Annotated in this window: 19 protein-coding genes; 9 read left to right on the top strand and 10 right to left on the bottom strand. The window is 61.5% G+C overall.

Going from position 1 to position 23684, the window contains the following annotated elements; genetic code table 11:
- The first annotated feature begins 124 nt into the window (after positions 1-124).
- The 3 genes from NE852_RS24200 to NE852_RS24190 all read left to right on the top strand — a co-directional run bounded on the left by NE852_RS24200 (position 125) and on the right by NE852_RS24190 (position 4871).
- Positions 125-1843 carry an adenylate/guanylate cyclase domain-containing protein gene (locus tag NE852_RS24200; RefSeq protein ID WP_258156808.1) on the top strand — a complete coding sequence of 573 codons (1719 nt, stop codon included), beginning with the start codon at positions 125-127 and terminating at the stop codon, positions 1841-1843.
- Positions 1843-2721 (top strand): FkbM family methyltransferase, encoded by an 879-nt coding sequence (locus NE852_RS24195; protein ID WP_008531641.1) that lies wholly within the window; start codon positions 1843-1845, stop codon positions 2719-2721. The genes NE852_RS24200 and NE852_RS24195 overlap by 1 nt, the downstream gene beginning before the upstream one ends.
- Positions 2722-2954: 233 nt before the next feature.
- Positions 2955-4871: an adenylate/guanylate cyclase domain-containing protein gene (locus tag NE852_RS24190; protein ID WP_037173450.1), complete on the top strand. Its 1917-nt coding sequence runs from the start codon at positions 2955-2957 to the stop codon at positions 4869-4871.
- A gap of 67 nt (positions 4872-4938) precedes the next feature.
- Here NE852_RS24190 and NE852_RS24185 read toward each other — a convergent pair whose 3' ends face one another.
- The 9 genes from NE852_RS24185 to NE852_RS24145 all read right to left on the bottom strand — a co-directional run bounded on the left by NE852_RS24185 (position 4939) and on the right by NE852_RS24145 (position 12894).
- Positions 4939-5268: a hypothetical protein gene (locus NE852_RS24185; protein ID WP_008531639.1), complete on the bottom strand. Its 330-nt coding sequence runs from the start codon at positions 5266-5268 to the stop codon at positions 4939-4941.
- A gap of 63 nt (positions 5269-5331) precedes the next feature.
- Complete coding sequence (locus tag NE852_RS24180; RefSeq protein ID WP_008531637.1) at positions 5332-6231, bottom strand: RDD family protein; 900 nt, start codon at positions 6229-6231, stop codon at positions 5332-5334.
- On the bottom strand, positions 6228-7307 hold the full coding sequence (locus tag NE852_RS24175) for a stage II sporulation protein M (RefSeq protein ID WP_258156849.1): 1080 nt from the start codon (positions 7305-7307) through the stop codon (positions 6228-6230). The genes NE852_RS24180 and NE852_RS24175 overlap by 4 nt, the downstream gene beginning before the upstream one ends.
- A complete protein-coding gene (locus NE852_RS24170; RefSeq protein WP_008531633.1) occupies positions 7307-8620 on the bottom strand; it encodes a DUF58 domain-containing protein in 1314 nt (437 codons plus the stop codon). The genes NE852_RS24175 and NE852_RS24170 overlap by 1 nt, the downstream gene beginning before the upstream one ends.
- The gene (locus NE852_RS24165; RefSeq protein ID WP_008531632.1) at positions 8621-9577 is read right to left on the bottom strand and encodes a MoxR family ATPase; all 957 of its coding nucleotides are present in this window, start codon (positions 9575-9577) and stop codon (positions 8621-8623) included.
- Positions 9578-9642: 65 nt separating this feature from the next.
- Entirely contained in the window at positions 9643-10953 is a 1311-nt protein-coding gene (locus NE852_RS24160; protein ID WP_052034570.1) for a hypothetical protein, read from the bottom strand.
- Positions 10946-11716 (bottom strand): hypothetical protein, encoded by a 771-nt coding sequence (locus tag NE852_RS24155; RefSeq protein ID WP_037173441.1) that lies wholly within the window; start codon positions 11714-11716, stop codon positions 10946-10948. Before NE852_RS24155 ends, NE852_RS24160 begins: the two co-directional genes overlap by 8 nt.
- Positions 11717-11719: 3 nt before the next feature.
- A complete protein-coding gene (locus tag NE852_RS24150) occupies positions 11720-12166 on the bottom strand; it encodes a DUF805 domain-containing protein (protein WP_037173438.1) in 447 nt (148 codons plus the stop codon).
- Between the two features lie 248 nt (positions 12167-12414).
- A complete protein-coding gene (locus NE852_RS24145) occupies positions 12415-12894 on the bottom strand; it encodes a class I SAM-dependent methyltransferase (RefSeq protein ID WP_008531630.1) in 480 nt (159 codons plus the stop codon).
- Positions 12895-13015: 121 nt separating this feature from the next.
- On the opposite strand from NE852_RS24145, the gene NE852_RS24140 reads away from it, so the two are divergent.
- A complete protein-coding gene (locus tag NE852_RS24140) occupies positions 13016-14191 on the top strand; it encodes a DUF3095 domain-containing protein (protein ID WP_008531626.1) in 1176 nt (391 codons plus the stop codon).
- Here the strand turns inward: NE852_RS24140 and NE852_RS24135 are convergent.
- Positions 14181-15518 (bottom strand): nucleotide sugar dehydrogenase, encoded by a 1338-nt coding sequence (locus tag NE852_RS24135; RefSeq protein ID WP_258156807.1) that lies wholly within the window; start codon positions 15516-15518, stop codon positions 14181-14183. The genes NE852_RS24140 and NE852_RS24135 overlap by 11 nt on opposite strands.
- Positions 15519-16166: 648 nt before the next feature.
- Between NE852_RS24135 and NE852_RS24130 the strand changes: the two genes are divergently transcribed.
- The 5 genes from NE852_RS24130 (at position 16167) to NE852_RS24110 (ending at position 23635) form a co-directional block, all read left to right on the top strand.
- On the top strand, positions 16167-17510 hold the full coding sequence (locus tag NE852_RS24130) for an adenylate/guanylate cyclase domain-containing protein (RefSeq protein WP_258156806.1): 1344 nt from the start codon (positions 16167-16169) through the stop codon (positions 17508-17510).
- 155 nt (positions 17511-17665) lie between these two features.
- Positions 17666-19555, top strand: coding sequence for an ABC transporter ATP-binding protein (locus NE852_RS24125; protein WP_258156805.1), 1890 nt, complete (start codon positions 17666-17668; stop codon positions 19553-19555).
- A complete protein-coding gene (locus tag NE852_RS24120; protein ID WP_258156804.1) occupies positions 19555-21462 on the top strand; it encodes an ABC transporter substrate-binding protein in 1908 nt (635 codons plus the stop codon). Before NE852_RS24125 ends, NE852_RS24120 begins: the two co-directional genes overlap by 1 nt.
- A 2-nt stretch (positions 21463-21464) precedes the next feature.
- Positions 21465-22463 (top strand): ABC transporter permease, encoded by a 999-nt coding sequence (locus NE852_RS24115; protein WP_008531609.1) that lies wholly within the window; start codon positions 21465-21467, stop codon positions 22461-22463.
- Positions 22463-23635 carry an ABC transporter permease gene (locus NE852_RS24110; protein WP_258156803.1) on the top strand — a complete coding sequence of 391 codons (1173 nt, stop codon included), beginning with the start codon at positions 22463-22465 and terminating at the stop codon, positions 23633-23635. Before NE852_RS24115 ends, NE852_RS24110 begins: the two co-directional genes overlap by 1 nt.
- The last annotated feature ends 49 nt before the right edge of the window (positions 23636-23684 follow it).

Below are 23684 nucleotides of genomic sequence, written 5' to 3'. Positions count from 1 at the left end.
TCCGCTATTGTCCCTTTCCCGAAAACTTGCGCATAAGCATATGGAATGTGATCGCGATCGAAGCAATTCCGCCTCTTTCTCAATCTCTATGGGCCTGCGGTCATATCGACAAGAACGGGAATGAATGACGACTGTCTCGGCCACAGGGTTTTTTTCGGAACGTGCGATCAGAAGGGCGAGGCTCGGTTCCGGCCTCGTCATTTTCATCTTCGTGCTGCTGCATTTGTCGAACCATGCGATTGGCCTCGTTTCTGTCGCCGCCGCCGATAAAGCCGCCTACCTCTTCCTCGCGATTTGGCGCAATCCTCTAGGGACCGCCATCTTTTATTCGTCGGTACTTACCCATATCGCGCTGGTGCTGCGCGCCATTTACATGCGTCGCAGCCTCGTCATGCCAAAGGGGGAAATGGCGCAGATCGTGCTCGGCTTGATGATCCCGCTGCTTCTTCTCGATCATGTCATCGGCACACGCATCGCTCACGCGCTCTATGGCTACATCGATGACTACGATGCGGTCGTCAGCATGCTCTGGATCAGGAATCCGACAAATGGATTGCGGCAGGGGCTCGCCGTCGTCGCCGTCTGGATCCACGGCTGCATCGGCATCCATTTCTGGCTACGCTACCGCCCCTGGTATCCACGTTTCGCGCCCCTCCTGCTGGCGCTTGCGATCCTGGTGCCGGTGCTCTCGCTGCTCGGTTTCGTTGAAATGGGCCGCACGCTCGCCGACCCCTCCTACCGGGAGGCAATGACGATCAGCACCTATAAGGAGGGCATCAACACCCATTACACCTCTAACCCGGAAGTTCACCGTCAGGTCGCTATGATCCGCGCCGGGCTCTACGGCGCCTTTTCGGCCTCGCTGCTGATCGTCGTCATCGCCCGCGCCCGGCGCAAGCTGAAAGAGCGGCTCAACCAGGTTGCCGTGCATTATCCGGGTGGGGAGGTGATCCGTGTGCCTCGCGGCTTCTCGGTGCTGGAAGCAAGCCGGCTCGGCGGCCTTCCGCATTACTCCGTCTGTGGCGGCAAGGGCCAATGCTCGACCTGCCGGGTGCAGATCCTTGGCAATTACGACGACCTGCCAGCCCCCGACAAGATGGAGCAGACGACGCTGAGGCGCATCGACGCCGGCCCGGACGTCCGGCTTGCCTGTCAGCTTCGCCCGAACCGCGACGTTGCGGTCGCACCGCTTCTCGTGCCGGCCGTCGAGGCGGCACTTCCCGCCAACAGCCAGGAAACGAGCCCCGGCCGCGAGCGCGAGATCGCCGTGCTCTTCGTCGATATCCGCCATTTCACCACGCTGACGGAAACCCGCCTGCCCTTCGACGTCGTCTTCCTGCTGAACCGCTATTTCGCCATCATCGGCAAGGCAGTGGAACAGGCCGGCGGTCGACTCGACAAGTTCATCGGCGACGGCGCCATGGCGCTTTTCGGCCTCAACACCGCGCCGGAGGAAGCATGCCGCCAGGCGCTCAAAGCGGCAGCGGCGATCGTCGCCGAGATCGAAAAGCTCGCCGCCGAGCTCGCTGATGAACTGGCGCTGCCGTTGCGCATCGCGATCGGCATTCATACCGGCCCCGCCGTCGTCGGCACGATGGGATATGGCCGGGTGCGCAGCATGACGGCGATCGGCGATACTGTGAACGTCGCGAGCCGGCTCGAGAGTGCCGCCAAGGAATTCGAAGCGGCGATCGTCATTTCCGAGCCGGTGGCAAGTCTCTCCGGCGCTGATCTTTCCGGCATCGAAAGCCGTGAAATCAGCGTGCGCGGCCGGACCCTGCCCTTGAAAGTCTATGTCATTCCGAGAGAGAAAGCGGCAGAACCGCTCGAAGGAAAAGACTGATGCCCGGCAGGCCCTGGCTGACCGCCAAATACTGGAAGCGCCGCCTGCGCAAGGCGCGCAATAGAGCGGCCTCGCGCTTCTTTAACACCCGTTTCGGCCGCCGCCTGCTGATCGAGAATATCGGCCAGCGCGTCGTCTCCATGACGGTCGACGCCGGCGACCATCTGATGACCTTCTCGCCTTCGGATTACATCGGCCGCAAGGTCTTCCGAAAGGGTCATTTCGAGCGTGAGGCCGTCGACCGGCTGATCGTCATCCTGCGCGAGCGCGGCCTTCTCAGGAAAGATGCGACGCTGCTCGAGATCGGCGGCAATATCGGCACACAGACCGTCTACTTTGCGCTGAGCGGCGCTTACGCCGAGATCGTCAGCATCGAGCCCGACCCGCGCAATTTCCCGCTGCTTGCCCTCAACATCCGCCAGAACGGGCTGGAAGAAAAGGTCCGGCTCGTCAATTGCGCCGCAGGCGAGAGCGAAGGCGAGATCGACTTTTTCCTCAACCTCGACAATCACGGCAAGAGCAGCGCCATCCGCCAGAGCCCAAGGGACAGGAAGATCAGCGTCCCGGTAAAGCCGGTTTCCGCTATCCTTGCAGGCCTGTCGGTCGATCCGGCCTCGATCGGCCTCGTCTGGATGGATATCGAGGGCTACGAGCCGGTCGCCTGCCGGTCGATGCAGCCGCTGCTTGCCCACCGCGTGCCGCTCTACATGGAGTTCACTCCGCTCTTTTACGGACCGGAGGGAACGAAAGCCTTCATATCAACGCTTTCCGCCTTCTACGAGGATTGCCTCGTCATCTTCGAGGATCGCGAAGAGGAAATGAAAGTTCGCGACCTCCCGGGCGATCTCGATCAGTACAACGTGTTGTTCCTGCCTTAAGGCGCGCCATCATAGCTCTTGTTCGCGCCATGCCGACAAGAGGAGAGGACCACGACCGGACATTTTCTGCCGCAGCAACCGGTCAGGCTAGCCAGCCGAGTACGCACATCGACGCCTTGTGCAAGTCCGAAAAAAGCGGTTAGCTACCCCCGTTGGGGCGCTCATTCCTGCACAATTGGACGGGCATTGAACCAAAGGTGCGCTGAGGCGGTCCGCATTTCGAGGGAAAGCTCGTGCACTGGTCTAAGCCGCTCAGAGTGCATCTCGGCGTCCTGGTCGTCGCCTCGCTGCTCTGCACGTCGATGCCAATCATCTGGATGGCGTTTCGGCAGGGAAGCGATGCTGCGGTGAATGCCGGCGTGCGGCAGATGCGCGAGATGAGCCTGCGGCTGATCGAGGGATACCGCAATACGTTGCAAGATGGCACGGAGGCCGTGGCGCTGGCATCGACCCTGCCGCAGCTCGTTTCCCCACCGCCTGAGGATAGCGAAGCAAAACAGGAACTCTTTCTGGAAGTCCTGCGAACCATTCCCGAGGCGACGAGCATCTACACCGGTTATTCCGACGGTTCCTATCTGCAGGTCATCAACACCGCCAGGAGGGATGTCCGCCAGACCCTCTCGGCGCCGGATGGCGCGGCTTTTGCGATCAGGACGATCGCGGAGAGACAAAGCGCCGATGTCATATCCACGCTTCGCTTTCTCGACAGCCAGGCAAGACCGATCGGCGAGCGGAACATCGAATACGCGTCCTTCGATCCGCGGCAACGCCCGTGGTATCAATCCGTCGTTCAGGATGGCGTGCCTGTCTCCGTCGGACCCTATGTGACCGGGACGCTCAATGTTCCCACGCTGACCATTGCCGCTCCGATGAAGGGTGATCGCCAGGTGGTCGTCGGCATCAACATTCACCTGCAGACGATCGGCCAGCTGCTGGATGCGCAGGGGATTTCGCAGCATGCCCGCGCCTACATCATCGATGAAGGCGGCAATCTCGTCGCCCATTCCGACCCTCAGATCATGAGCAGGATCATCGGGTTGTGGGCCAGAACATCAGGCGCATTCGCGGCGACGGCAAACAGTTTCGACACGAGCCTTGAAACCGTGGCCAGGCTGCGGCGCGATCCCGCTTTCGCAAGCGGTGGCGCGGCACGGTTCGATCTCGATGGCGCAACTTATCTGGTGCAGATGGCCCCGGTCAGCGTGTCCGGCCTGTTCCGGGGAAGCACGGCCGCAATCGTCGTGCCGCTGGAGGACCTCGTGGCCGAGGCCAACCGGCTGCTCGTGCGCAATCTCCTGATTGCCAGCGTCCTCTTGATCGCGGGTGTCGCTGCATCGGTGCTGCTTTCCCGTATGGTCAGCCGCTCTCTCTATCGGCTCGCCGACGAGGCGCGCAGGATCGGTGATCTCGATGTCGACGAGAAGGCCTTGTCGCATTCCTGGATAACGGAGATCAACACGCTGGCGAGCGCGCTCTCGGCAAGCCGTCACGCCATCGGCCAGTTTGCCCTTTACGTGCCCCGAGAAGTGGTTCGGCGGATCGTCAGCCCAGAGGGGCGAACGGTCGTCAAGGCGAAGCGGCAGGACGTGACCGTGCTGTTCACCGATATCAGGGACTTCACCACCATATCCGAGCTCAATTCGCCCGAGGACGTGGTCGATACGCTGTCGGCCTATTTCGAACGGCTGAACACCATCGCCGAGCAGAATGGCGGGACCGTCGTCCAGTATCTCGGCGACTCCATTTTCGTGATGTGGAACGCTCCTGTCCCGGATATCCGGCATGTCGAACATGGCTGCCGATGTGCACTTGCGATGAAAGCGGCGATCGATGACTTGAACGAAGCGAACTGCCAGAACGGCCGCCCCGCGCTCATAACCCGATTTGGCTTGCACACCGGCCCGGCCGTCGTCGGCAGCTTCGGCGCGATTTCGCGGCAGCAGTACACGGCCATGGGTGACACGATCAATGTCGCGTCGCGGCTGGAAGGGTTGAATAAGGAGTTTGGGACGTCGATCCTGGTGAGTGCGACCGTTCACGACGCCGTGGGAGATCGGTTCGGGTTTCGGCCGCTGGGCCTCGTACAGGTCAAAGGACGCGCAGAGAAGGTCGATATATGGGAGTTGATTGGGGAGAGCGGTAGAGGGTAGCCGTCGCTTGCTTGGTTTTCCCGAGGTTATCGCGCGTTGTCATCTCCGCCAGGCCCTGCCGCCCTTATTATGCTTGCCACCACTTGGCTCTTTCAAGGATGACTTTCCGCAGCACTTTGTGGTTGTCGGGAACCCGGATCTCAATAGTTTTGCTGTTGTTTCCTTTCTTCACCTCTTCGCAAATTGCAGCCATCGCCGAAAACAATGGATCGCTGATAAGATTCGACATTCCAAGAGTGGTTGCAGCTTTCAATGCCGACTCTGGCGTCATGTTGAAACCGCATGCCGATTTCGTCACATCATGAAAAAAGATTGCTGCGGCGCTGTGATCGCCGGCCTGAGCGTGACCCGCAGCAGCAAGAACAAACGCGAAAGCGCCTAAAATACCTAGCTTCATTACATTGTCCCTCCAATATAATTTCCGAGCGCAAGACAGCCGGTAAGGCCCGCTCACTCCACCTCAAATGAGTCTCTTCGCCTCCGTCCGCGCATACTGGTGATACTTGTTCTCGCGCAGCGTTCCGAATAGCTTCAAACTCTCCAGATGCTCGCGCTGGGCGCGGTAGAATTCGTTGAGGAAGGTGAGTTCCTGGCCGGGTTTTACGGCATCCTCGTAGCGGATCCTGCGGGTGATGGTTCGGACGATCTGCTGGATTTCGGTGTGGTTGGCGGTTTTGGTGGAGTCGCGCAGCACGTCTTCCAGCGTCTGCAGCTCATATTTGCCGTAGACATCGAGATGCTCCGGCAGAAACTCGAAGGCCGGCTGCGCGGATGCGGCGGCTGGCGCAGACACGGCGAGGTCGGAGAGCAGCACGGAGCGCGGATTGTCGACCACAAGGGTGCCGGCGATGACGTCGCCGAGCCTTTGGCGGCGTCGGTTGGTGAAGGGAACAACCACGACCACCAGGAGCCAGAGGCTCGTCAAACCGTTTTCCCATGCCGATTGGTAGCCGACCGAAGCCAGAAGGCTCATCGGCGCGAAGATCTCGACCTCCTTCATCAGGTTGCGGGCGGTGACCTGGTGCGGCGTCAGCCGGCGTCCATCCACGTTGATGACGCGGATGCCGGTTATTCTCTTGCCGAGCGTGCGTCCGTTCCAGATCAGCTCCGAGAGAATGTAATAGGGGGTCTGCACCAGAAAACCGAGCAGCACCATTAGCATTCCCTGGGCGCTCTCCGGCAGCACGCCGGTGAAGACGATCACGACGGCAATGATGATGGTGGCGATCGTGGTGAAGAGGATGTCGAGGAATTGCGCGCCGAAACGCGTTCCGAGCGAGGCAATGGCGAAAGTGATCGGGACGCCTTCCGGCGGGATGAACTCGCCCGCGCGCTTGCCATCCCTGAGAGACTGGTTCATCGCACGGCCTCGCGTGGCGTTTTGCCTCCCCGGCCGCCAAGCGTCAGCCAGGCGATCCAGAAGAGGCCCACGCCCCAGCCGATGATCAGGCGCGAGGTCGGATCCTGTATCAGCTGGCGAAGGACGCCTTCGATGAAGGCCGCCACGACGAGCATGAGGGCTGCGAGGATCGCGAGCTTGACGGCATCATGGGCCTGATGGCGCAAAGCTTCCTTCCGCGTTCGCGTGCCCGGGAGGAGAACGGCAAGACCGAGCCTCGCGCCGCCCGCGCAGGCGATGGCGATCGCCGCAAGTTCGGTGACGCCGTGGATCGAGAGCCAGGCGAATACGTCGTAACCCAGCCCCTTGCGGGCGAACATCGCGAAAAACGCGCCGAGGATCAGACCGTTGTAGAAGGTCAGAATGAAGCTCGGCACCGAGACGAAAACGCCGAGCGTGAAGATCAGCACGACGATGCTGGTGTTGTGGGAGAAGAGGAACGCGGAAAACGCGGCCAGCCGATCGCTGTCTTGCTGCCCTTCATCGCCATAGATCGTCGATCTGAGATAATCGGCCGAGGCATCGGGCGTGCGCTGATCAGCCATTTCAGGGGGCACGAAGGTGTAGAACCAGCTCGGGTCGCTTTCATAGAGCCTGTATCCGGCCGCAGCCCCCAGGATGAGGGCCAGGAAGCCGATGAACAGAGGCAGGGCCGAACGGCGCACCGCCTGCGGAATGCCGTGCCTCAAGAGGCGGGAGGTGAGCCCACCGAGGCTTTCCTGCGGAGCGTAGACGACGAGATAGGCCCGGGCGCAGAGGCTCTCCAGATAGGCGATCAGGGCGCGATCAAGCGAGATGTCACGCGCTACGCTTAGCGAATTCATCGCCTGCCGGTAGCCGCTCGCGAGATTGCGGACCTCGTCATAACCGAGGGCTGCCGCCCCGCCTTGCTCGGCGCGCGTCACCAGCTCGTCCAGCTGACGCCAGTGCGTCTCGCGCTCCACCCGGAAGCGCGCCGAGCGAAGCATATCGTTCTGGGCGGCACCGGCGTTGACCGTCGAGCGCTGATCTATCCTGCCGTCGATACCGATATCCATCATATCATCTCACGGGATTTGATTTCGATGTAGCGTGCAATGAGATCCGAGGTCAGTGCTTCGGGCGTGCTGTCGAGGCAGAGTACGCCAAGACGGGCAAGCTTTTCCATGACGGCGCGCCGCTCGTTGAGGATCTGGCGGGCGGCGACGGAGCGGGCGACGGCGTCGAGCGTCGTCTCTTCAGGTTCCACGAATTTCGCCAGCATCGGATCACGCAGAGCGACGTAGACGATGAAGTGGTGCCGCGCGAGCACCTGTATGTTCTCGATCATCAGCTCCGCCGTGATCGTGTCGACGAAATCCGAGAATATCACGATCAGCGAACGCCGCTTCAGGCGCCCCGACAGATGCGTCAGTCCCAGCGTATGGTTGGTCTCCTGGGTTTCATAACGCAAGCCGGCGCAGACCGTCTGCAGTCGCGGAAAGGCTGCTCTACCGGGTAAGGCCGGCACAAACAGGCGCGGGCGGCTGTCGAAACTGTAGAAGCCGACGAGATCGCCGGCAAGCCCGGCCCCCCAGCACATGGCGAGCGCCGCATTGATGGCGCGGTCGAGCTTGGTGAAGCCGGCGAGCTTCTCGGCCATCAGCCGTCCGGAATCGATGCACAGGATGACCTGATGGTTTCGTTCGGCCCGCATCTCGCGCACGACGAGACTGCGCATCCGGGCGGAGCGCTTCCAATCGATGCTGCGCGGGTCCATGCCGCTGGCAAACTCCCTGAGCTGATGGAACTCCGATCCCTCACCGCGCAGCCACAGATCCTTCTGGCCGGCTTCGAGAGGCAGGATCTGGGTTCTTATTGCTCCCGACAGCACCGGCGATATATCGGGCTGAACGGCGATCTCTTTGCCAACGCGCATACGCGCGATGATCTCGAGCAGCTTCAATCGCGACGGCCATTTCAGCCACAGTTCGTTGACCGCGAATTGTCCACGTCGGGTCAGGTGAAGGTCGAGAGAGGCTCTGGCTTCACTTTCCCCGGCAGGCGGCTTCGGCCATCCGATTTCGCCGACAACGAGATCCGGCGCGCAATCGAGCCGGATGTCGATCTTCTCCGGCAGCGCGTTCTTCTGCGGCCGCATGCCGATGGTGAAGGCGGCGGTGTGGCCGACGAAACCGTGCGGCGGCAGATCGCATTCGACCGTCATCCGGCCCGACAGGCGGGAAATGACCAGATCGACGGCCGTCAGCGCTGCGAGCGCAAGCCACATGAGAAGCAGGACATAGCTCACGTCGCGCCACCACACGCTGACGAAGACCGTCACGGCAGCCGAAATCAGAACGAGCGCGATCAGATATGAGGATGGCCGCATTTAACGGGGCGCATCCACGCGGTTCTTGATGTTGCGAAGCACCTCGTCCGGCGTGCGCCCGTCGATTTCGGCCGAAGGCGAGAGAACGATGCGGTGGCGCAGGGCGGGCACCAGCATCGCTTGGACATCATCCGGCAAGCCGTAATCGCGACCCTCGAAGGCCGCGCGCACGCGCACCGCCGAGGCAAGGGCGTCGGCCGCGCGCGTCGAGGCGCCATAGAGAATGTCGGGATCGGAGCGCGTGGCGCGCACGAGATCGACGATATAGGTCAGGATCGTTTCATCAAGATGGATCGCATCGATCAAGGCGCGTCCCGCGGCAAGCGCGGCGCTGGTGACGAGCGGGCGGATACCGGCATTGCGGGCATCCGATTTCAGCGCCTGGCTCGCATGTCTGGACAAGATCGCAATTTCCGTATCGCGACCGGGAAAATCGACGACGAGCTTGAACAGGAAGCGGTCGAGCTGTGCTTCTGGCAAGGGATAGGTGCCCTGCTGCTCGATCGGGTTCTGCGTGGCGAGCACGAAGAAATCTGACCCAAGCGGATAATCGGTTCCGTCAAGCGTGACCATGCGCTCGTTCATCGCCTGAAGCAGGGCGGACTGGGTCTTCGGCGGCGCGCGATTGATCTCGTCGGCGAGAAGGATGTCGGTAAAGACCGGGCCTTTGGTCAGGTGGAACTGGTTCGTCTGGAAATTGAAGAGATTGACCCCGAGGACATCGCCGGGCATCAGGTCCGGCGTAAACTGGATGCGGCGGTATTCCAGCGCCATGGCGGCGGAGACCGACCGGGCAAGCAGGGTTTTGGCCGTGCCCGGCGGACCTTCGACGAGGCAGTGCCCGCCGGCAAAGATCGAGATCAGGACGAGATCGATGATCGCATCCTGCCCCTGCACCGCTTTTCCGATCTCGCCGCGAACCGCGGCGATAAGATTGCGAAATTCACCCAGATCCAAGGTCAATGCTCCCTGTAGCATGATATCTTCCGAAAAGCGTAAGCGGTTTCGGGCGACATCATGCTCTAACTCTTTAATTTAGAACGGGATTCAGATCCTGGGCCGACTGGCCTGAGATCATCCTGTTCCAGCGATTTTCTGAATATCTCGAGATTGCGGTGCAGATCCGCCCGCGTCATCAAATGCCCACGATCGATCAGCGCCTGCGCCGACGAATGCAATGCCTTCGCCGCCGCCTGATCGCGGCGCGCCAGGCGCTGAAACAGCCGCTCTATCCCTGCCTCGTTTCCGGCTCCGGGCCCGAAGAATTGCTGCGCCTTGTCCGCAAGCAGATGCAGCACGAACTGTCCGGTCATCCGGCCATCATTGCCTGACAGGCGCAGCAGCCGCGCCGTGGCTTCGATCGCGGCGGTCTTCGACATTTCGATGTTTGCGGATGCCTCGGGCAAAGGCGGGCCGAAGCGATAGGCGCCACGCCAGAAGCAGATCGCCGCGACGAGGATGAGCGTTGCCCAGATAACCGACAAGGGATAGGCGAAGAAGCGCTTGAGATCGGAGGCGGAGCGCTCATAGGTGCGACCCTCGTCAACCGGCTTCTTGCCAGCCAGAGGCCGGTCTGATGTATCCAGATAAACAGGCCGGGTTTCGCCCACCTTGCGCAACAACGTGACGAGCGACACGGCAAAGGAGGCGTTATCGGCGAGAGCCAGCCCATGATTGTTCAACAGGTCGGGATCCGACAGCAGATAGACGCTCTGGTAGTTCTCGCAACGCACGAGAAGCGCAGCCGTCAGCGTGCCCGCGAGTTCCTTGCAATTGGACGGCAGGCTCGCCAGATCGAAGGTTTGTGCATTATATAAGGCGATCCTGATTGGCTGGTCCGGGTTCAGGTGAGGATGCGCCTCTTCAAACCCATTCTCGCTTCGATTGAGACCCAGATCCGGATAACCGATTCTATCGAGTTCGCTGCGGATATCGAGGAGATCTGCCAGTCCCGATCTGCTGGCAACACCCTCCGTTGACACGCTGCTATGCCATTTCGGCAAAATGATCAGTGTCGGCAGCGCATAGCGATTTGACTCCCGGACCGGGCTTTCTGTCCTCGCAACATCCGCTTCCTCATTTGCCTGAGATGCGACAGCCTCCCCCTGGCGTATCGACAAGGGAATGATGCGCAGCGAGATTTCCGAACGCGCTCGGGCGACATGAGGGTCGGAACGGATGACCGGTACACCCTTGGCCTGCAGCCACAATTCCAACCCCTTGTTGCCAAGGGGCGAGCGATCGTAGTCGCTGCCGCGCGACAGCGCAAAGATTGCCAGCGCCGCCACCGCGAGCAACAGCCCCAGAACCAGAAGCGGGGCGGAATTACGCATTGGCCAATCTGCCTACAGACAGCACGCTACGCGCCGCGCCGAGAATGACGCCGAAATGGCTATCCGTCACCGTTCGGCCGCCGTAGTGAACGAGTTCTACCGCGGCCAGCAAATTTTCGAGGCGATCGCGGTCAGGCATAGTTTCCGGCAAGCGGGCGAAAACCGCGCGCTCCGTATCCGAGCGGAAAAGGCGCGTTCCCGTTATATCGGCGGCATGCAGCAGGCAGTGCCTCAGCAGCAAGACAAGCGCCTGTCTTCGATCCGCCATGGCGGCAATGCGCTGCAGGAAATCGCCGGGCTTCTCTTCGGCCTCGGCTACCGACGTGCGCCAGCTTTCCGGCGCCTCCCCGTGCCGCCGCTTGATGTCACGCGGAGCCGATGAGAGCAGCACACCACTGTTTCCGAAGTGCAGCCACGCTGCGACGGCCAGTATGAGGCCGCCAAATACGATGGCGACCGCCAGTGGACCTGAAATGACCGCTTCCTGCGGGATTGTCAGCGGCTCGCGTTGGGGCGGTGACGAAGACGTTGTATTCGATGTATTTGATGCCGGTTCGGCTTTTGCCGAGGCGTCGCCATAGACGAGCGTACAGCGCAATCCGTTCTGCCGGCATTGCGCGGAATAGTCGACCCCGGCGGCGCTCTTTTGATGCTCGCCGCTCTCGACCTGCCTGGTATCGCTGTCCTGCGCCTGCGCAGGCGGAACTGGAGCCGAGGCAGCAAGCAACAGAGCCGCCAGCAGGCCGAGATTGCGGACGATCATGCTCTAGGCAAAGACCTCTGCTCTTGCTTCAGGACGCAGCGGATCCGGCCCGAACTTGTTCGGACCTTCTGTGCCCCTCAGCACGGAAATAATGGTGATCGAGAGGCTTGTAAAGGGACCGATATAGGGAACCATGCCTAGGATGATCAGCGCGAGATACCACCAACCGGAAATGTTGCGATCATGAAAGCGGCGAACCTGAAGGGATAGGATCGGCAAAACGAGGGCAAGCGCCAACAATCCGCCGATGACCATAACGAGGACGACCCCCGATGAAACTTCACCCTGTTGACCGGAAAAGGCACCAACCACGAAGGCTAAAACTGCTATTGCGATAGCCAACAACATATAGAATAGAAAAAACCACCAATATTCTGAGCGGGATGCCCTGCCGGAGAAGGTTGCATATTTCTGCGTCAGAACTGTTCGAACAGCTTCAGTAAACCCCATTGAAATGCCCCCATTTCTGCTTGCTGCGGGCGCGGTGACGACTCACCATCGCCGTAGAATGATAGTAGTATCGGATGAAAAACAGCTACAATTCAAACGCAGGGATTGCAATAAGCCAGTTGCATCGGCTCAAGATTCAAAAAACGCTTTTACGTTGAGACTTTTTCATCGCCGCGCCCGGTTCGGTCGCGATTATTGTCATGGATAGCGGGCGAACGTGTGACTGAATGGTTGCGACAGAACGCCGCTTACGTCCTCCGATAGAGGAAATACCGCCCTTCCTTAATGCCCTCCGGCAGCGGCAGCGCCACCAATTCGGCATGCTCCAGCGGCAGGCCGCTGACGGCGATGGCGTTGTGGGCAAGCACGCCGGCCATCAGTTGCGGCAGCCAGGTCAGAGTCACAGCGTCGATCTCGTCATGACCGGTGCCGATATCGGCATGGGCGAGTGCGGCGCCGATGCCAAGGAAGGCCTGGCCGGATTCGCGGATGTTGCCGGTCACCATGTCCTGCGCTTCCGGCGTCGAGGCGGAATAGGAGCGAACCTCCCAGTCGAAAGCGACGATGCGTCGGTCGGGAAATTTCTCGCGCAAATGGTCGTAGGTGCGGCCGTTGCCGAGGCCGAATTCCAGCACCGGCCCTTCGATTTCTTCGACCAGATCGACGATCGAGTTCAGAATGTCGCGTTGGGCCGTCAACCGGCGAATGAAGCTGTCGAGGCGGCTCATCTAATCCGTATCCGTCATGAAAATCGTTGAGCGTGCTAACACTGAAACCTTGCCAAGTCGATTGCCGTAAATGGGAATTGGCGTTGCAGTGGCGCGGTGGGTCTGTGCTAAGCTGGATGACATGAAAACCGTGACTGACGAAGACTTTTTTGCCGACGTGCCGCTCTTCAGCGCGTTCGAAGGCGTGACCGATGCCGCCAACTACCGGCCGCTGCCGGACGGCTGGGTGCTGGCGCTCGCAGACATCGTCGGCTCGACGCAGGCGATTGCCGGCGGCCGCTACAAGGACGTCAACATGGCGGGGGCCAGCGTCATCTCCGCAGTCTTGAATGCCGTCGGCAAGGGCGACTATCCCTTCGTCTTCGGCGGCGACGGCGCGCTGATCGCACTTCCGGGTTCGCTGGAGCAGCCGGCACGCGCCGCACTCGCCGCTGTGCAGGTCTGGGTCGAGGAAGATCTGAACCTGATGCTGCGCATCGCCATCGTTCCCGTCGCAGACACCCGCGCCCAGGGCCTCGACGTGCGCGTCGCACGTTACTCGGCAAGCCCCCACGTTACCTATGCGATGTTCTGGGGCGGCGGTACCAGCTGGGCGGAAAAACAGATGAAGCTCGGCCGTTACGCCGTCGAGCGCGCTGCCGCAGGAACACGCCCCGATCTCACTGGCCTCTCCTGCCGCTGGAGCCCGATCGAGGCGCGCAACGGCGAGATCGTTTCGATCATCGCCGTGCCGGGCGAAGGCCGGCCGGGCCAGGAATTTCGTGACCTCGTCAATGGCATCGTCGCCATCACGACCGAGCAGAACCGGGGCAGTCATCCAGTGCCGGCGGACGGCCCGGACTTTGCCTTCTCTCTGCACGGCATCAACCGCGAGGCAAAGGCCACGGCGCCCGCCGGCCGGCGCCTACGCCAGAAGCTCTTCATCTTCCTGCAGGTCGCTCTTACCGTCCTGCTCCACAAGCTCGGCATTCCGCTCGGCAAGTTCGACGCCCGCCGCTACAAGCGCGACGTCGCCGACAATTCCGATTTCCGCAAGTTCGACGACGGGCTGAAGATGACGGTCGACGTCGACGCCGACCACCTGAAACGGATCGAGACGCTGTTGCAGGAGGCACAGGCGAAAGGCATTGCCCGCTACGGCCTGCATCGGCAGAACTCGGCGCTGATGACCTGCTTCGTGCCGACGCCGATTTCGCGCGACCACATGCATTTCATCGACGGCGCCGCCGGCGGTTATGCGGTGGCCGCAAGCCGGATGACCGGCAAGTCGCTCTCGGCTGTTTCCGTCACGCCTTGATGACGTGATCGGCCGAGAGGCCGAGCCGGTTGAAAACGTTGCGCGTGTCGACGATCAGGGAAGCGCTTTTTACGAGCGCAGCATAATCCACCTTGTCGTGGTCGGTCGCGACCAGTACCGCGTCATAGCCGCTAACGGCCTCCGGCGTCAGCGCAACCGATTTGCGGCCTTTCAGCGCCTGGTATTCGCGCGTCGGCGGAATCTCGGCGACAAAGGGATCGTGATAGTCGGCCCGGCCGCCGCGTTCCTCGATGATTTCGATCAGCCGCAGCGACGGGCTTTCTCTTATATCGGCGACGTTCTTCTTGTAGGCGAGCCCGAGTACGAGCACCCGGCTGCGGCTCAGCGCCTTGCCGGCGCGAATATCGAGCGCTTCGGCGAGCTTGCCGACGACATAACGCGGCATCGCCGAATTGATCTCGCCGGCCAGCTCGATGAAGCGGGTGGGCAACTCGTACTCGCGCGATTTCCAGGTCAGGTAGAAGGGATCGATCGGGATGCAATGGCCGCCGAGGCCGGGGCCGGGATAGAAGGGCATGTAGCCGAAGGGCTTGGTCTTGGCCGCGTCGATCACTTCCCAGACGTCGATGCCCATCGCCACATAGACGGTCTTCAGCTCGTTGACGAGCGCGATATTGACCGAACGAAAGATATTCTCGGTGAGCTTCACGGCCTCGGCCGTCGCATTGGAGGAAACCGGAACGACCGTCGAAACCGCCGCGCCATAGAAGGCCTTCATCAGCGACAGCGCCTCGGCGCCGTCGCCGGCGACGACCTTCGGGATCGTGGCGGTGTGATAGTGCTGGTTGCCGGGATCTTCGCGCTCCGGCGAGAAGCCGACGAAGAAATCCGACCCGGATTTCAGGCCGGTGCCTTCGAGAATGACCTTCACCACATCATCGGTCGTGCCGGGATAGGTAGTCGATTCCAGCACGACAAGCTGACCGGGGCGCAAGTGCGCGGCAATCGAGCGCGATGTCGCCTCGACAAAGGAAAGGTCGGGATCGCGATGCTTGGTGAGCGGGGTCGGTACGCAGATGATGATGACGTCGCAGTCGGCAAGGCCGGCGAAATCGGTCGTCGCCTTGAAGCGGCCCGCATCGATCTCGGCCGAAAGCGCCTCGTTGCTCACCGCATCGATATAGGAGCGGCGCGCATCGAGCGCCACCATCTTCCCGGGATCGATATCGAAGCCGGTGACCGCAAAGCCGCTGCGCGCCACCACGATCGCCAGCGGCAGGCCGACATAGCCGAGCCCGATGATGCCGGCACGCGCCGTGCGGGTTTCGATCTTCCGAGAGAGCGTATCGAAGGAGGGGCTGGCCAAGACGGGATCTTTCAAAACAGAACAGGAAAAGCTGATCTAATGCATGATCGCGTGGAATAAAACCCGATGCCCCTCTCCTCGGCGGCAAAGCTGTTCGGTTGGCTCCGAAGACCCCTCCCCAACCCCTCCCCGCAAGGGGGAGGGGGCTCAACTGCGATCCCGACGGCGATGAAGCGAAAAGGTAAAGCTGGCTGTTACCGTTCTCCGGATCGCCACTGTGCAGATTATGGGACACGGTACAGCACGATAGCCCCTCCCCCTTGTGGGGAGGGGTAAGCGGCAGCCAGATGACGACCTGGTTTTGCGGATTTCCCGGACATCAATGGACAAGGTCCTTAGCCGGGTGTGGCGGAAATGACTCGGGGCCGGCTTTTGCTGCAACTTCGCAGCACAAAAAGATGACGCTCCCATTGTTTCGCATTTGCAGCATCCCTATTTTGACTTTTGATAATGAACCATCATGAAAGGACTGCCCATCCGATCTCCGACCGGAGAGCTGGGGGCGCCGCTGCCGGGTTCTCGGCAGATCGTTGACACAATAATACCGCTCGTACATCCTGATTTCCTTGTGTCCTGCGCATGAAAATGTGCCGGCCGAGGGACTTTTGGCTCTTGGGGATGGCGTGCCTTATGAGGATCATACCGAGAATGAGCACGATCGAATCCAGCGTGTCCTCCATCCTGTTGGACCGGGTTGCTGAATGGCTGACGAACTCTTCGCTTGCGGGAGACGATCTTGAAAACATCGTGCGTGGCTTCTGCGAAAGGATCGCTGCCGCAGGCCTGCCGATCGCGCGCGTTCATCTCAGTTTTTCGATGCTGCATCCGCTCTACGATGCGCTCAGCTTCACCTGGCGGCGCGCCAGCGGCGTCACCATCGAAGGCTTCCGCATGCCCGCCGGCCAGAAGCCGGACCGCTTCCTGCAGAGCCCTTATTATTACCTCCTCGACAACAACCTGCAGCACATCCGCCGCCGGCTGATGCAGGACGGGCCAAACGAATTCCCGATCTTCGAGGATCTGCGCAAGGACAGCATCACCGACTACCTCGCCTTCGTGCAGCCCTTCGGCGACGGTTCCGTGCAGGGCATGATGGGATCCTGGTCGACCGACCATCACAACGGCTTTACCGACGACATGATCGATGCGCTGCTCAGGATGCAGGACCATCTGGCGGTCGCCGCCAAGATGGCGGTGCTCGGCAAGCTCGCCAACAACATGCTGACCACCTATCTCGGCGGAGATGCCGGCAAGCGGGTACTGAACGGCCAGATCCGCCGCGGCGATGGCGAAACGATCCGCGCCGCGCTCGTCATGGGCGACATGCGTGAATCCACAATGTATGCCGAAAAGGAAGGCCGACAGGCCTATATCGACACGCTGAACGAGTTTTTCGACGCGATCGCTGCCCCTTTCAACCGCAATGGTGGCGAGATCCTGAGTTTCCTCGGCGACGGCTTCCTTGCCGTCTATCCGTGCGGGCGTCACAAGGACCCGTCGAAGATCGCCTGCGAGGCCGCACTCTCGGCGGTGCATCAGGCGCGGGCGCGGGTCGCCGAGCTCAACAACGACCGCGAGCAGAAGGGCCTCAGCAAGATCGGCTACGGCATCGGCCTGCATGTCGGCAACGTCATGTTCGGCAATGTCGGCCTTAAGGACCGCCTGACCTTCTCCGCCTTCGGATCGGCGGTCAACGAGGTGCAGCGACTGCAGGTCCTGACCAAGAAATACGGTCGCGAGGTCGTCGCCAGCCAGGCCTTCGCCGGCTATTGCGGCGGCGAATGGACAACGCTCGGCGAAGAGAAGCTGCGCGGCATCCGCCAGAAAGTGACGGTGCTGCAGCCGCGCGCACCGGCGCCTGAGATCAATGTCGACGAAAGCTTCCGCGACGCCGAGCAGAACGGGCTCTCCGAAGCCGAACAGGTCATTCTTCTGCATCGCGACGCCAAGAAACAGGTCAAGCAGACAAGCATGGAGAAATTCATCCAGTAAAACCCCAAGCTTCCGCCATCGGTCCGCGTGTTTCGCCTGAGAATTTCGGGCGGGACGCGGGGAATTCCTCTGCTGTTGTCATCAACTGGACACCCCGTTTGCGGTACGATAGTGTGCCTTAACGGGAACATAGAAGACTGGGGAATTTCATTGGTATGGCGTCTGCGGCAGATCTGTTGCGTATTGAAAATCTCGACGTCTCCTTTTCGGTTTTCGGCGACCGGCTGCGCGTCGTAAAGGAAGCCAATCTTCGCATTCTTCCGGGTAAAGTCACCGCTCTCGTCGGTGAATCCGGCTCCGGCAAATCGGTGATCAGCCAGTCCGTCATGGGCATCCTGCCCAATCCGGCCAAGGCCTCCGGCCGCATCCTCTTCACCGATCCGCTCGACGGCAGCGCCACCGATATCCTGTCGCTGCCGCGCGACAGCGAGGAGATGCGCGATCTGCGCGGCAAGCGCATGGCGACGATCTTCCAGGAGCCGATGACCTCGCTCTCGCCGCTGCATACGGTCGGTAACCAGATCAGCGAAGTCCTGCTGATCCATACTGACGTCGACAAGCAGGAAGCACGAGCAAGGACCGAGGAGATGCTCGGGCTCGTCGGCTTCTCCAATCCGCGCCGCACTTACGACATGTACCCGTTCGAATTGTCAGGCGGCATGCGCCAGCGCGCGATGATCGCCATGGCGCTGATCTGCAAGCCGGCGCTCCTGATCGCCGACGAGCCGACGACCGCGCTCGACGTGACGATCCAGGCGCAGATCCTCGAATTGCTCCGCGACCTGCAGGCCAAGCTCGGCATGGCGATGCTGCTGATCACTCACGATCTCGGCATCGTCGCCAACATGGCCGACGAGGTGGTCGTCATCTATCACGGCGAGATCATGGAGGCGGGGCCGGTCGAGGCGATCTTCCGCAATCCGCAGCATCCCTATCTCAAGGCCCTGATGGCGGCCGTTCCGCATTTTGACATGAGGCCCGGCGAGCGGCTGAAGGCGCTGCGCGACGTGCCGGTCAATCTCGAAACGCTCGTCGGCAAGAAGAAGCCGGTGCAGGCGGAAGCGCCGGGCGTGCTGCTTTCGGTCGCCAATCTCTCGAAAACCTACAGAACGCGCAAGCGGAGCTTCCTCGGCAAGCAGGAAGCCGCCGTCGTGCACGCCGTCGACGACGTCAGCTTCGACATCCGCCGCGGCGAATGTCTCGGCCTGGTCGGCGAGTCCGGCTGCGGCAAGACCACGCTCAGCAAGATCCTGATGCGCGCCATCACGCCTGATAACGGCGCGGTCGTGTTCAACGACGGCAAGGACGTGATCGACGTGCTTTCCGTCAAAGGTGCCGAACTCCAGGAAATGCGCACCAAGATCCAGATGGTGTTCCAGGATCCCGTCTCCTCGCTTTCGCCGCGCATGACGGTGCGCAACATCCTCAGCGAACCCCTGGAGATCCACGACCGCGGCGACAGCGCCGAGCGCAAGCGCAAGGTCGAGGGCCTGATGGGTGCGATCGGCCTCGACAAGCGTTATCTCAGCCGCTATCCGCACAGCTTTTCCGGCGGCCAGCGCCAGCGCATCGGCATCGCGCGCGCTCTGGCGCTCGGGCCTAAGCTCGTCATTCTCGACGAACCGGTTTCGGCCCTCGATGTCTCCGTCCAGGCGCAGATCCTCAACCTGCTGAAGGACCTGCAGAAGGAGCTGGGGCTGACCTATCTCTTCATCTCGCACAATCTCGCCGTCGTCGATTACATGGCCGACCGCATCGCTGTGATGTGCAAGGGCCGGATCGTCGAAATCGCCCCGCGCGAGATCATCCTGCGCGACCCAGTGCACCCCTATACGAAATCGCTGCTCGCCGCCGTCCCCTTCCCCGATCTCGACCGGCCGCTCGATTTCAAGGCGCTCCGGAAAAATGGAGCCGCCGACAAGCAGAACTGGGGCAAGACCTTCACCGCCGAGCATGACGACGCCTCCGAGCTTGCCTATGCCGACTTAGGCGACGGCCATCTGGTGCGCGCCCGCAAAGGCGCCGATGCCAAGGAGTTGCGCTGATGGTGACGCGTCGCACTTTCCTCGGCGGCCTCGTGGGTGCTGCGATCGCGCCCACGGTGCTTCGGGCCCAACAGGCCGTCGAACCGGAATTCCTCAAGGAGCGGCTCGCCGCCGGCAGCCTGCCGCCGATGGCCGAGCGCATTCCCACCCGTCCGCGCATCGTCAACCTGAAGGAGATGGGGCTCGAGCCTGGCGCCTATGGCGGCACCGTGCGCACCATCATCGGTGGCCAGCGCGACATACGTTTCATGACGATTTACGGCTATGCCCGTCTCGTCGGCTATGACAAGCACCTGCAGTTCCAGCCCGATATCCTGGCCGATTTCCATTCCGAGGACGATACGGTCTTCACCTTCACGCTGCGCGACGGCCATAAATGGTCCGACGGCGAGCCGTTCACGGCCGACGATTTTCGCTATTGGTGGGAAGACGTCATCCTGAACGACAAGCTGACGCCCGGCGGCGGCGCGCTGGAGCTTCGCCCGCACGGCGCGCTCCCGCGCTTCGAAATGCTCGATCCGCTGACCGTGCGCTACACCTGGGAAAAACCCAACCCGATGTTCCTGCCGACCTTGGCAGGTCCCATACCGCTCGTCATCGTCGGGCCGGCGCATTATCTCAAGCAGTTCCACAAGAAGTTCCAGCCGGACCAGGCGAAAATGGAACAGATGATGCAGGCCAACCGCGTCAAAAAATGGCAGGACCTGCATATCAAGATGGCGCGGTCCTACCGCCCTGAGAATCCGAACCTGCCGACGCTCGATCCCTGGCGCAATACGACGCCGCTGCCGTCCGAGCAGTTCGTCTTCGATCGAAACCCGTTCTTCCATCGCGTCGACGAAACCGGCAGGCAGCTTCCCTATCTCGACCGATTCATTCTCAATGTCTCCTCCTCGTCGATCATTGCCGCCAAGGCGGGGGCCGGCGAAGCCGATCTGCAGGCGACCGGCATCGATTTCAACGACTACACCTTCCTGAAGGAGGCCGAGAAGCGTTTCCCCGTGAAGGTCAATCTTTGGAAGGTCGCGCGCGGCTCGCGCATCACGCTGCTGCCGAACCTCAACTGCGCCGACGAGGTGTGGCGCGGCCTGTTCCGCGACGTGCGCCTGCGCCGGGCGCTCTCGTTGGCGATCGATCGGCACGAGATCAACATGGTCGCTTTCTACGGCCTCGGCACGCCAAGCGCCGATACCGTTCTGCCCGACAGCCCCCTCTTTAGACAGGAGTATGCCGACGCCTACGTGAAATTCGATCCCGACGAGGCCAACCGCCTGCTCGACGAGCTTGGCCTGGCCAAGCGCGGCGATGACGGCATCCGGCTGCTGCCGGACGGGCGACGCGCCGAGATCACCGTCGAGACCGCAGGCGAGAGCAACCTCGATACCGACGTGCTGGAGCTGGTGCACGATCACTGGGCCAATATCGGCCTTGCGCTCTATACCCGCACCTCGCAGCGCGATGTCTTCCGCAACCGCGCCATGAGCGGCACGATCATGATGTCGATCTGGTACGGCCTCGACAACGGGGTGCCGACGGCCGACATGTCGCCCTCCGGACTTGCACCGACGCTCGACGATCAGCTGCAATGGCCGCTCTGGGGCATGCATTACCTCTCCGCCGGCCAGGAAGGTGCGGCGCCCGACCTGCCGGAAGCGGCCGAACTGGTCGATCTGCTCGGCCAATGGGGTTCGACGGCGAAATTCGAGGAACGTCAGGTGATCTGGCACAAGATGCTGTCGCTCTATACGCAGCAGGTCTTCTCGATCGGCCTCATCAACGCCACGCTGCAGCCGATCCTTCGATCTGCCAAGCTGCAGAATCTGCCCGAAAAAGCGCTCTACGGCTTCGATCCCACCTCCTATCTCGGCATCTACATGCCGGATACATTCTGGTACAAGGAGGCCTAGGCGTGCTCAGATATATTCTCTGGCGCATCGCCGCCATGGTGCCGACCCTCTTCGTCATTTCGGCGCTGGTCTTTACCATCATCGAACTGCCGCCGGGCGACTTCTTCGAGAGCCAGATCGCCGAGCTGCGCGCCTCCGGCGAGACGGCCAATCTCCAGGAAATCGAGGAGATGCGCCAGCAATACGGCTTCGACAAGCCGGAAATCGTGCGTTATTTCTACTGGGTCGGCGGCATGCTGCATGGCGACTTCGGCTATTCCTTCGAATATCAGCTGCCGGTTTCCGACGTGGTCGGCGACCGCCTGTGGCTGACGATCCTCGTCTCCTTCACGACGATTCTGCTCACCTGGCTGATCGCATTCCCCATCGGCATCTATTCGGCCACGCACCAGTACAGCTGGGGTGATTACGGGCTGACCTTCCTCGGCCTGCTCGGCATTGCCATTCCGAACTTCATGCTGGCGCTGATCCTGATGTATTTCGCCAATGTCTGGTTCGGGCTGTCGATCGGCCATCTGATGGATCAGCAATATCTCAACGAGCCGATGAGCTGGGCGAAGGCGAAGTCGATCCTGGCGCATCTCTGGATCCCGGTCATCATCGTCGGCACGGCGGGAACGGCGGGCATGATCCGGCGGCTGCGCGCCAATCTGCTCGACGAGATGCAGAAGCAGTATGTGACGACCGCCCGCGCCAAGGGCCTGCATCCGATGCGGGCGCTGGTCAAATATCCGCTGCGCATGGCGCTCAATTTCTTCATCGCCGATATCGGCTCGATCCTGCCATCGATCATCTCGGGCGCCGAAATCGTCGCGATCGTCCTGTCGCTCGAGACGACGGGACCGATGCTCATCAAGGCGCTGCAAAGCCAGGACATGTACCTCGCAGGCTCCTTCCTGATGTTCCTCGCCTTCCTCAACGTCATCGGCGTGCTTATCTCGGACATCGCGCTCGGCTTCCTCGATCCCCGCATCCGTCTGCAAGGCAGGAGCACCAAATAATGTCGCCCCTTCCCGCACCCGGCGCGCCGCTTCCCCACTACGTCTCGACCGCCCCTTTCGACCCGCACGCGACCGAGACCATGACGGCGGCGCAATCGCGCATCCATCTCGCCTCGCAGAAGCAGCTCATGTGGTGGAAGTTCAAGCAGCACCGGCTGGCCTTGACCTCCGGCATCTTTCTTGCCGCCGTCTACCTGATGATCCTGATCGTCGAGTTCCTGGCGCCCTACGGCCTGCACACGCGCAATGTCGATTACATCCATGCCCCGCCGCAGACTGTCCATTTCTTTGACAAGGGCAACTTCGTCGGTCCCTTCGTCTATGGCCGCAGCATGACGCTCGATATCGATACGCTGCGCCGCGTCTATGCCGACAAGCCGAATGATGTACAGCCGATCCGCTTCTTCTGCCGCGGCGATTCCTACAGGTTCTGGGGGCTCGTCGCCTCGAACTATCATCTCGTCTGCCCGGCGGTCGGCGGACAGATGTTCCTGCTCGGCACCGACCGGCTCGGCCGTGACGTGCTCTCGCGCATCCTCTATGGCGCGCGCATATCGCTGACGATCGGCCTCATCGGCATTTCGATCAGCTTCGTGCTCGGCATCGTCATCGGCGGCCTTGCCGGTTATTGGGGCGGCGTTTTCGATCTCATCGTCCAACGCCTGATCGAAGTGCTGCAATCGCTGCCGAGCCTGCCGCTGTGGATGGCGCTTGCTGCCATCATGCCGGTGACGTGGAGCCCGATCGTCATCTATTTCGGCATCACCGTCATCCTCGGCATCATCGACTGGACCGGGCTGGCGCGCGCCGTGCGCTCCAAACTGCTCGCGCTGCGCGAAGAGGATTACGTACAGGCGGCACAGCTGATGGGCGCCAGCACGCCGCGCATCATCGGGCGGCATCTGGTGCCGGGCTTCATGTCGCATCTCATTGCCTCGGCGACGATTTCGATCCCGGGCATGATCCTCGGCGAGACCGCGCTCTCCTTCCTCGGCCTCGGCCTTCGTCCGCCGATCACCAGCTGGGGCATTCTGCTGACCGAAGCCAAAAGCGTCAGCGTCATCGCCTTCTATCCATGGCTGCTCTATCCGATCATTCCTGTTGTTCTTGTCATTTTGGCGTTCAACTTTCTGGGAGACGGCTTGCGTGATGCGGCAGATCCCTACAAATAGCGGGAAGCTCGGCGGCGCCTCCCGGCATCGCCCCCGCCTCGTGGCCTCC

Source organism: Rhizobium sp. Pop5, assembly GCF_024721175.1.
Classification (GTDB): Bacteria; Pseudomonadota; Alphaproteobacteria; order Rhizobiales; family Rhizobiaceae; genus Rhizobium.
Note: the sequence above shows the minus strand (reverse complement) of the source record. Positions and strands in the feature narration are given on the sequence as shown.

Bases quoted from the DNA above. Each gene is read 5' to 3' on its own strand.
- NE852_RS24200 (WP_258156808.1), top strand. From the start codon at position 125: ATGACGACTGTCTCGGCCACAGGGTTTTTTTCGGAACGTGCGATCAGA.
- NE852_RS24120 (WP_258156804.1), top strand. From the start codon at position 19,555: ATGGTGACGCGTCGCACTTTCCTCGGCGGCCTCGTGGGTGCTGCGATC.
- NE852_RS24195 (WP_008531641.1), top strand. From the start codon at position 1,843: ATGCCCGGCAGGCCCTGGCTGACCGCCAAATACTGGAAGCGCCGCCTG.
- NE852_RS24110 (WP_258156803.1), top strand. From the start codon at position 22,463: ATGTCGCCCCTTCCCGCACCCGGCGCGCCGCTTCCCCACTACGTCTCG.
- NE852_RS24185 (WP_008531639.1), bottom strand. From the start codon at position 5,268: ATGAAGCTAGGTATTTTAGGCGCTTTCGCGTTTGTTCTTGCTGCTGCG.
- NE852_RS24130 (WP_258156806.1), top strand. From the start codon at position 16,167: ATGAGCACGATCGAATCCAGCGTGTCCTCCATCCTGTTGGACCGGGTT.
- NE852_RS24145 (WP_008531630.1), bottom strand. From the start codon at position 12,894: ATGAGCCGCCTCGACAGCTTCATTCGCCGGTTGACGGCCCAACGCGAC.
- NE852_RS24170 (WP_008531633.1), bottom strand. From the start codon at position 8,620: ATGCGGCCATCCTCATATCTGATCGCGCTCGTTCTGATTTCGGCTGCC.
- NE852_RS24155 (WP_037173441.1), bottom strand. From the start codon at position 11,716: ATGATCGTCCGCAATCTCGGCCTGCTGGCGGCTCTGTTGCTTGCTGCC.
- NE852_RS24175 (WP_258156849.1), bottom strand. From the start codon at position 7,307: ATGGATATCGGTATCGACGGCAGGATAGATCAGCGCTCGACGGTCAAC.
- NE852_RS24140 (WP_008531626.1), top strand. From the start codon at position 13,016: ATGAAAACCGTGACTGACGAAGACTTTTTTGCCGACGTGCCGCTCTTC.
- NE852_RS24150 (WP_037173438.1), bottom strand. From the start codon at position 12,166: ATGGGGTTTACTGAAGCTGTTCGAACAGTTCTGACGCAGAAATATGCA.
- NE852_RS24180 (WP_008531637.1), bottom strand. From the start codon at position 6,231: ATGAACCAGTCTCTCAGGGATGGCAAGCGCGCGGGCGAGTTCATCCCG.
- NE852_RS24160 (WP_052034570.1), bottom strand. From the start codon at position 10,953: ATGCGTAATTCCGCCCCGCTTCTGGTTCTGGGGCTGTTGCTCGCGGTG.
- NE852_RS24125 (WP_258156805.1), top strand. From the start codon at position 17,666: ATGGCGTCTGCGGCAGATCTGTTGCGTATTGAAAATCTCGACGTCTCC.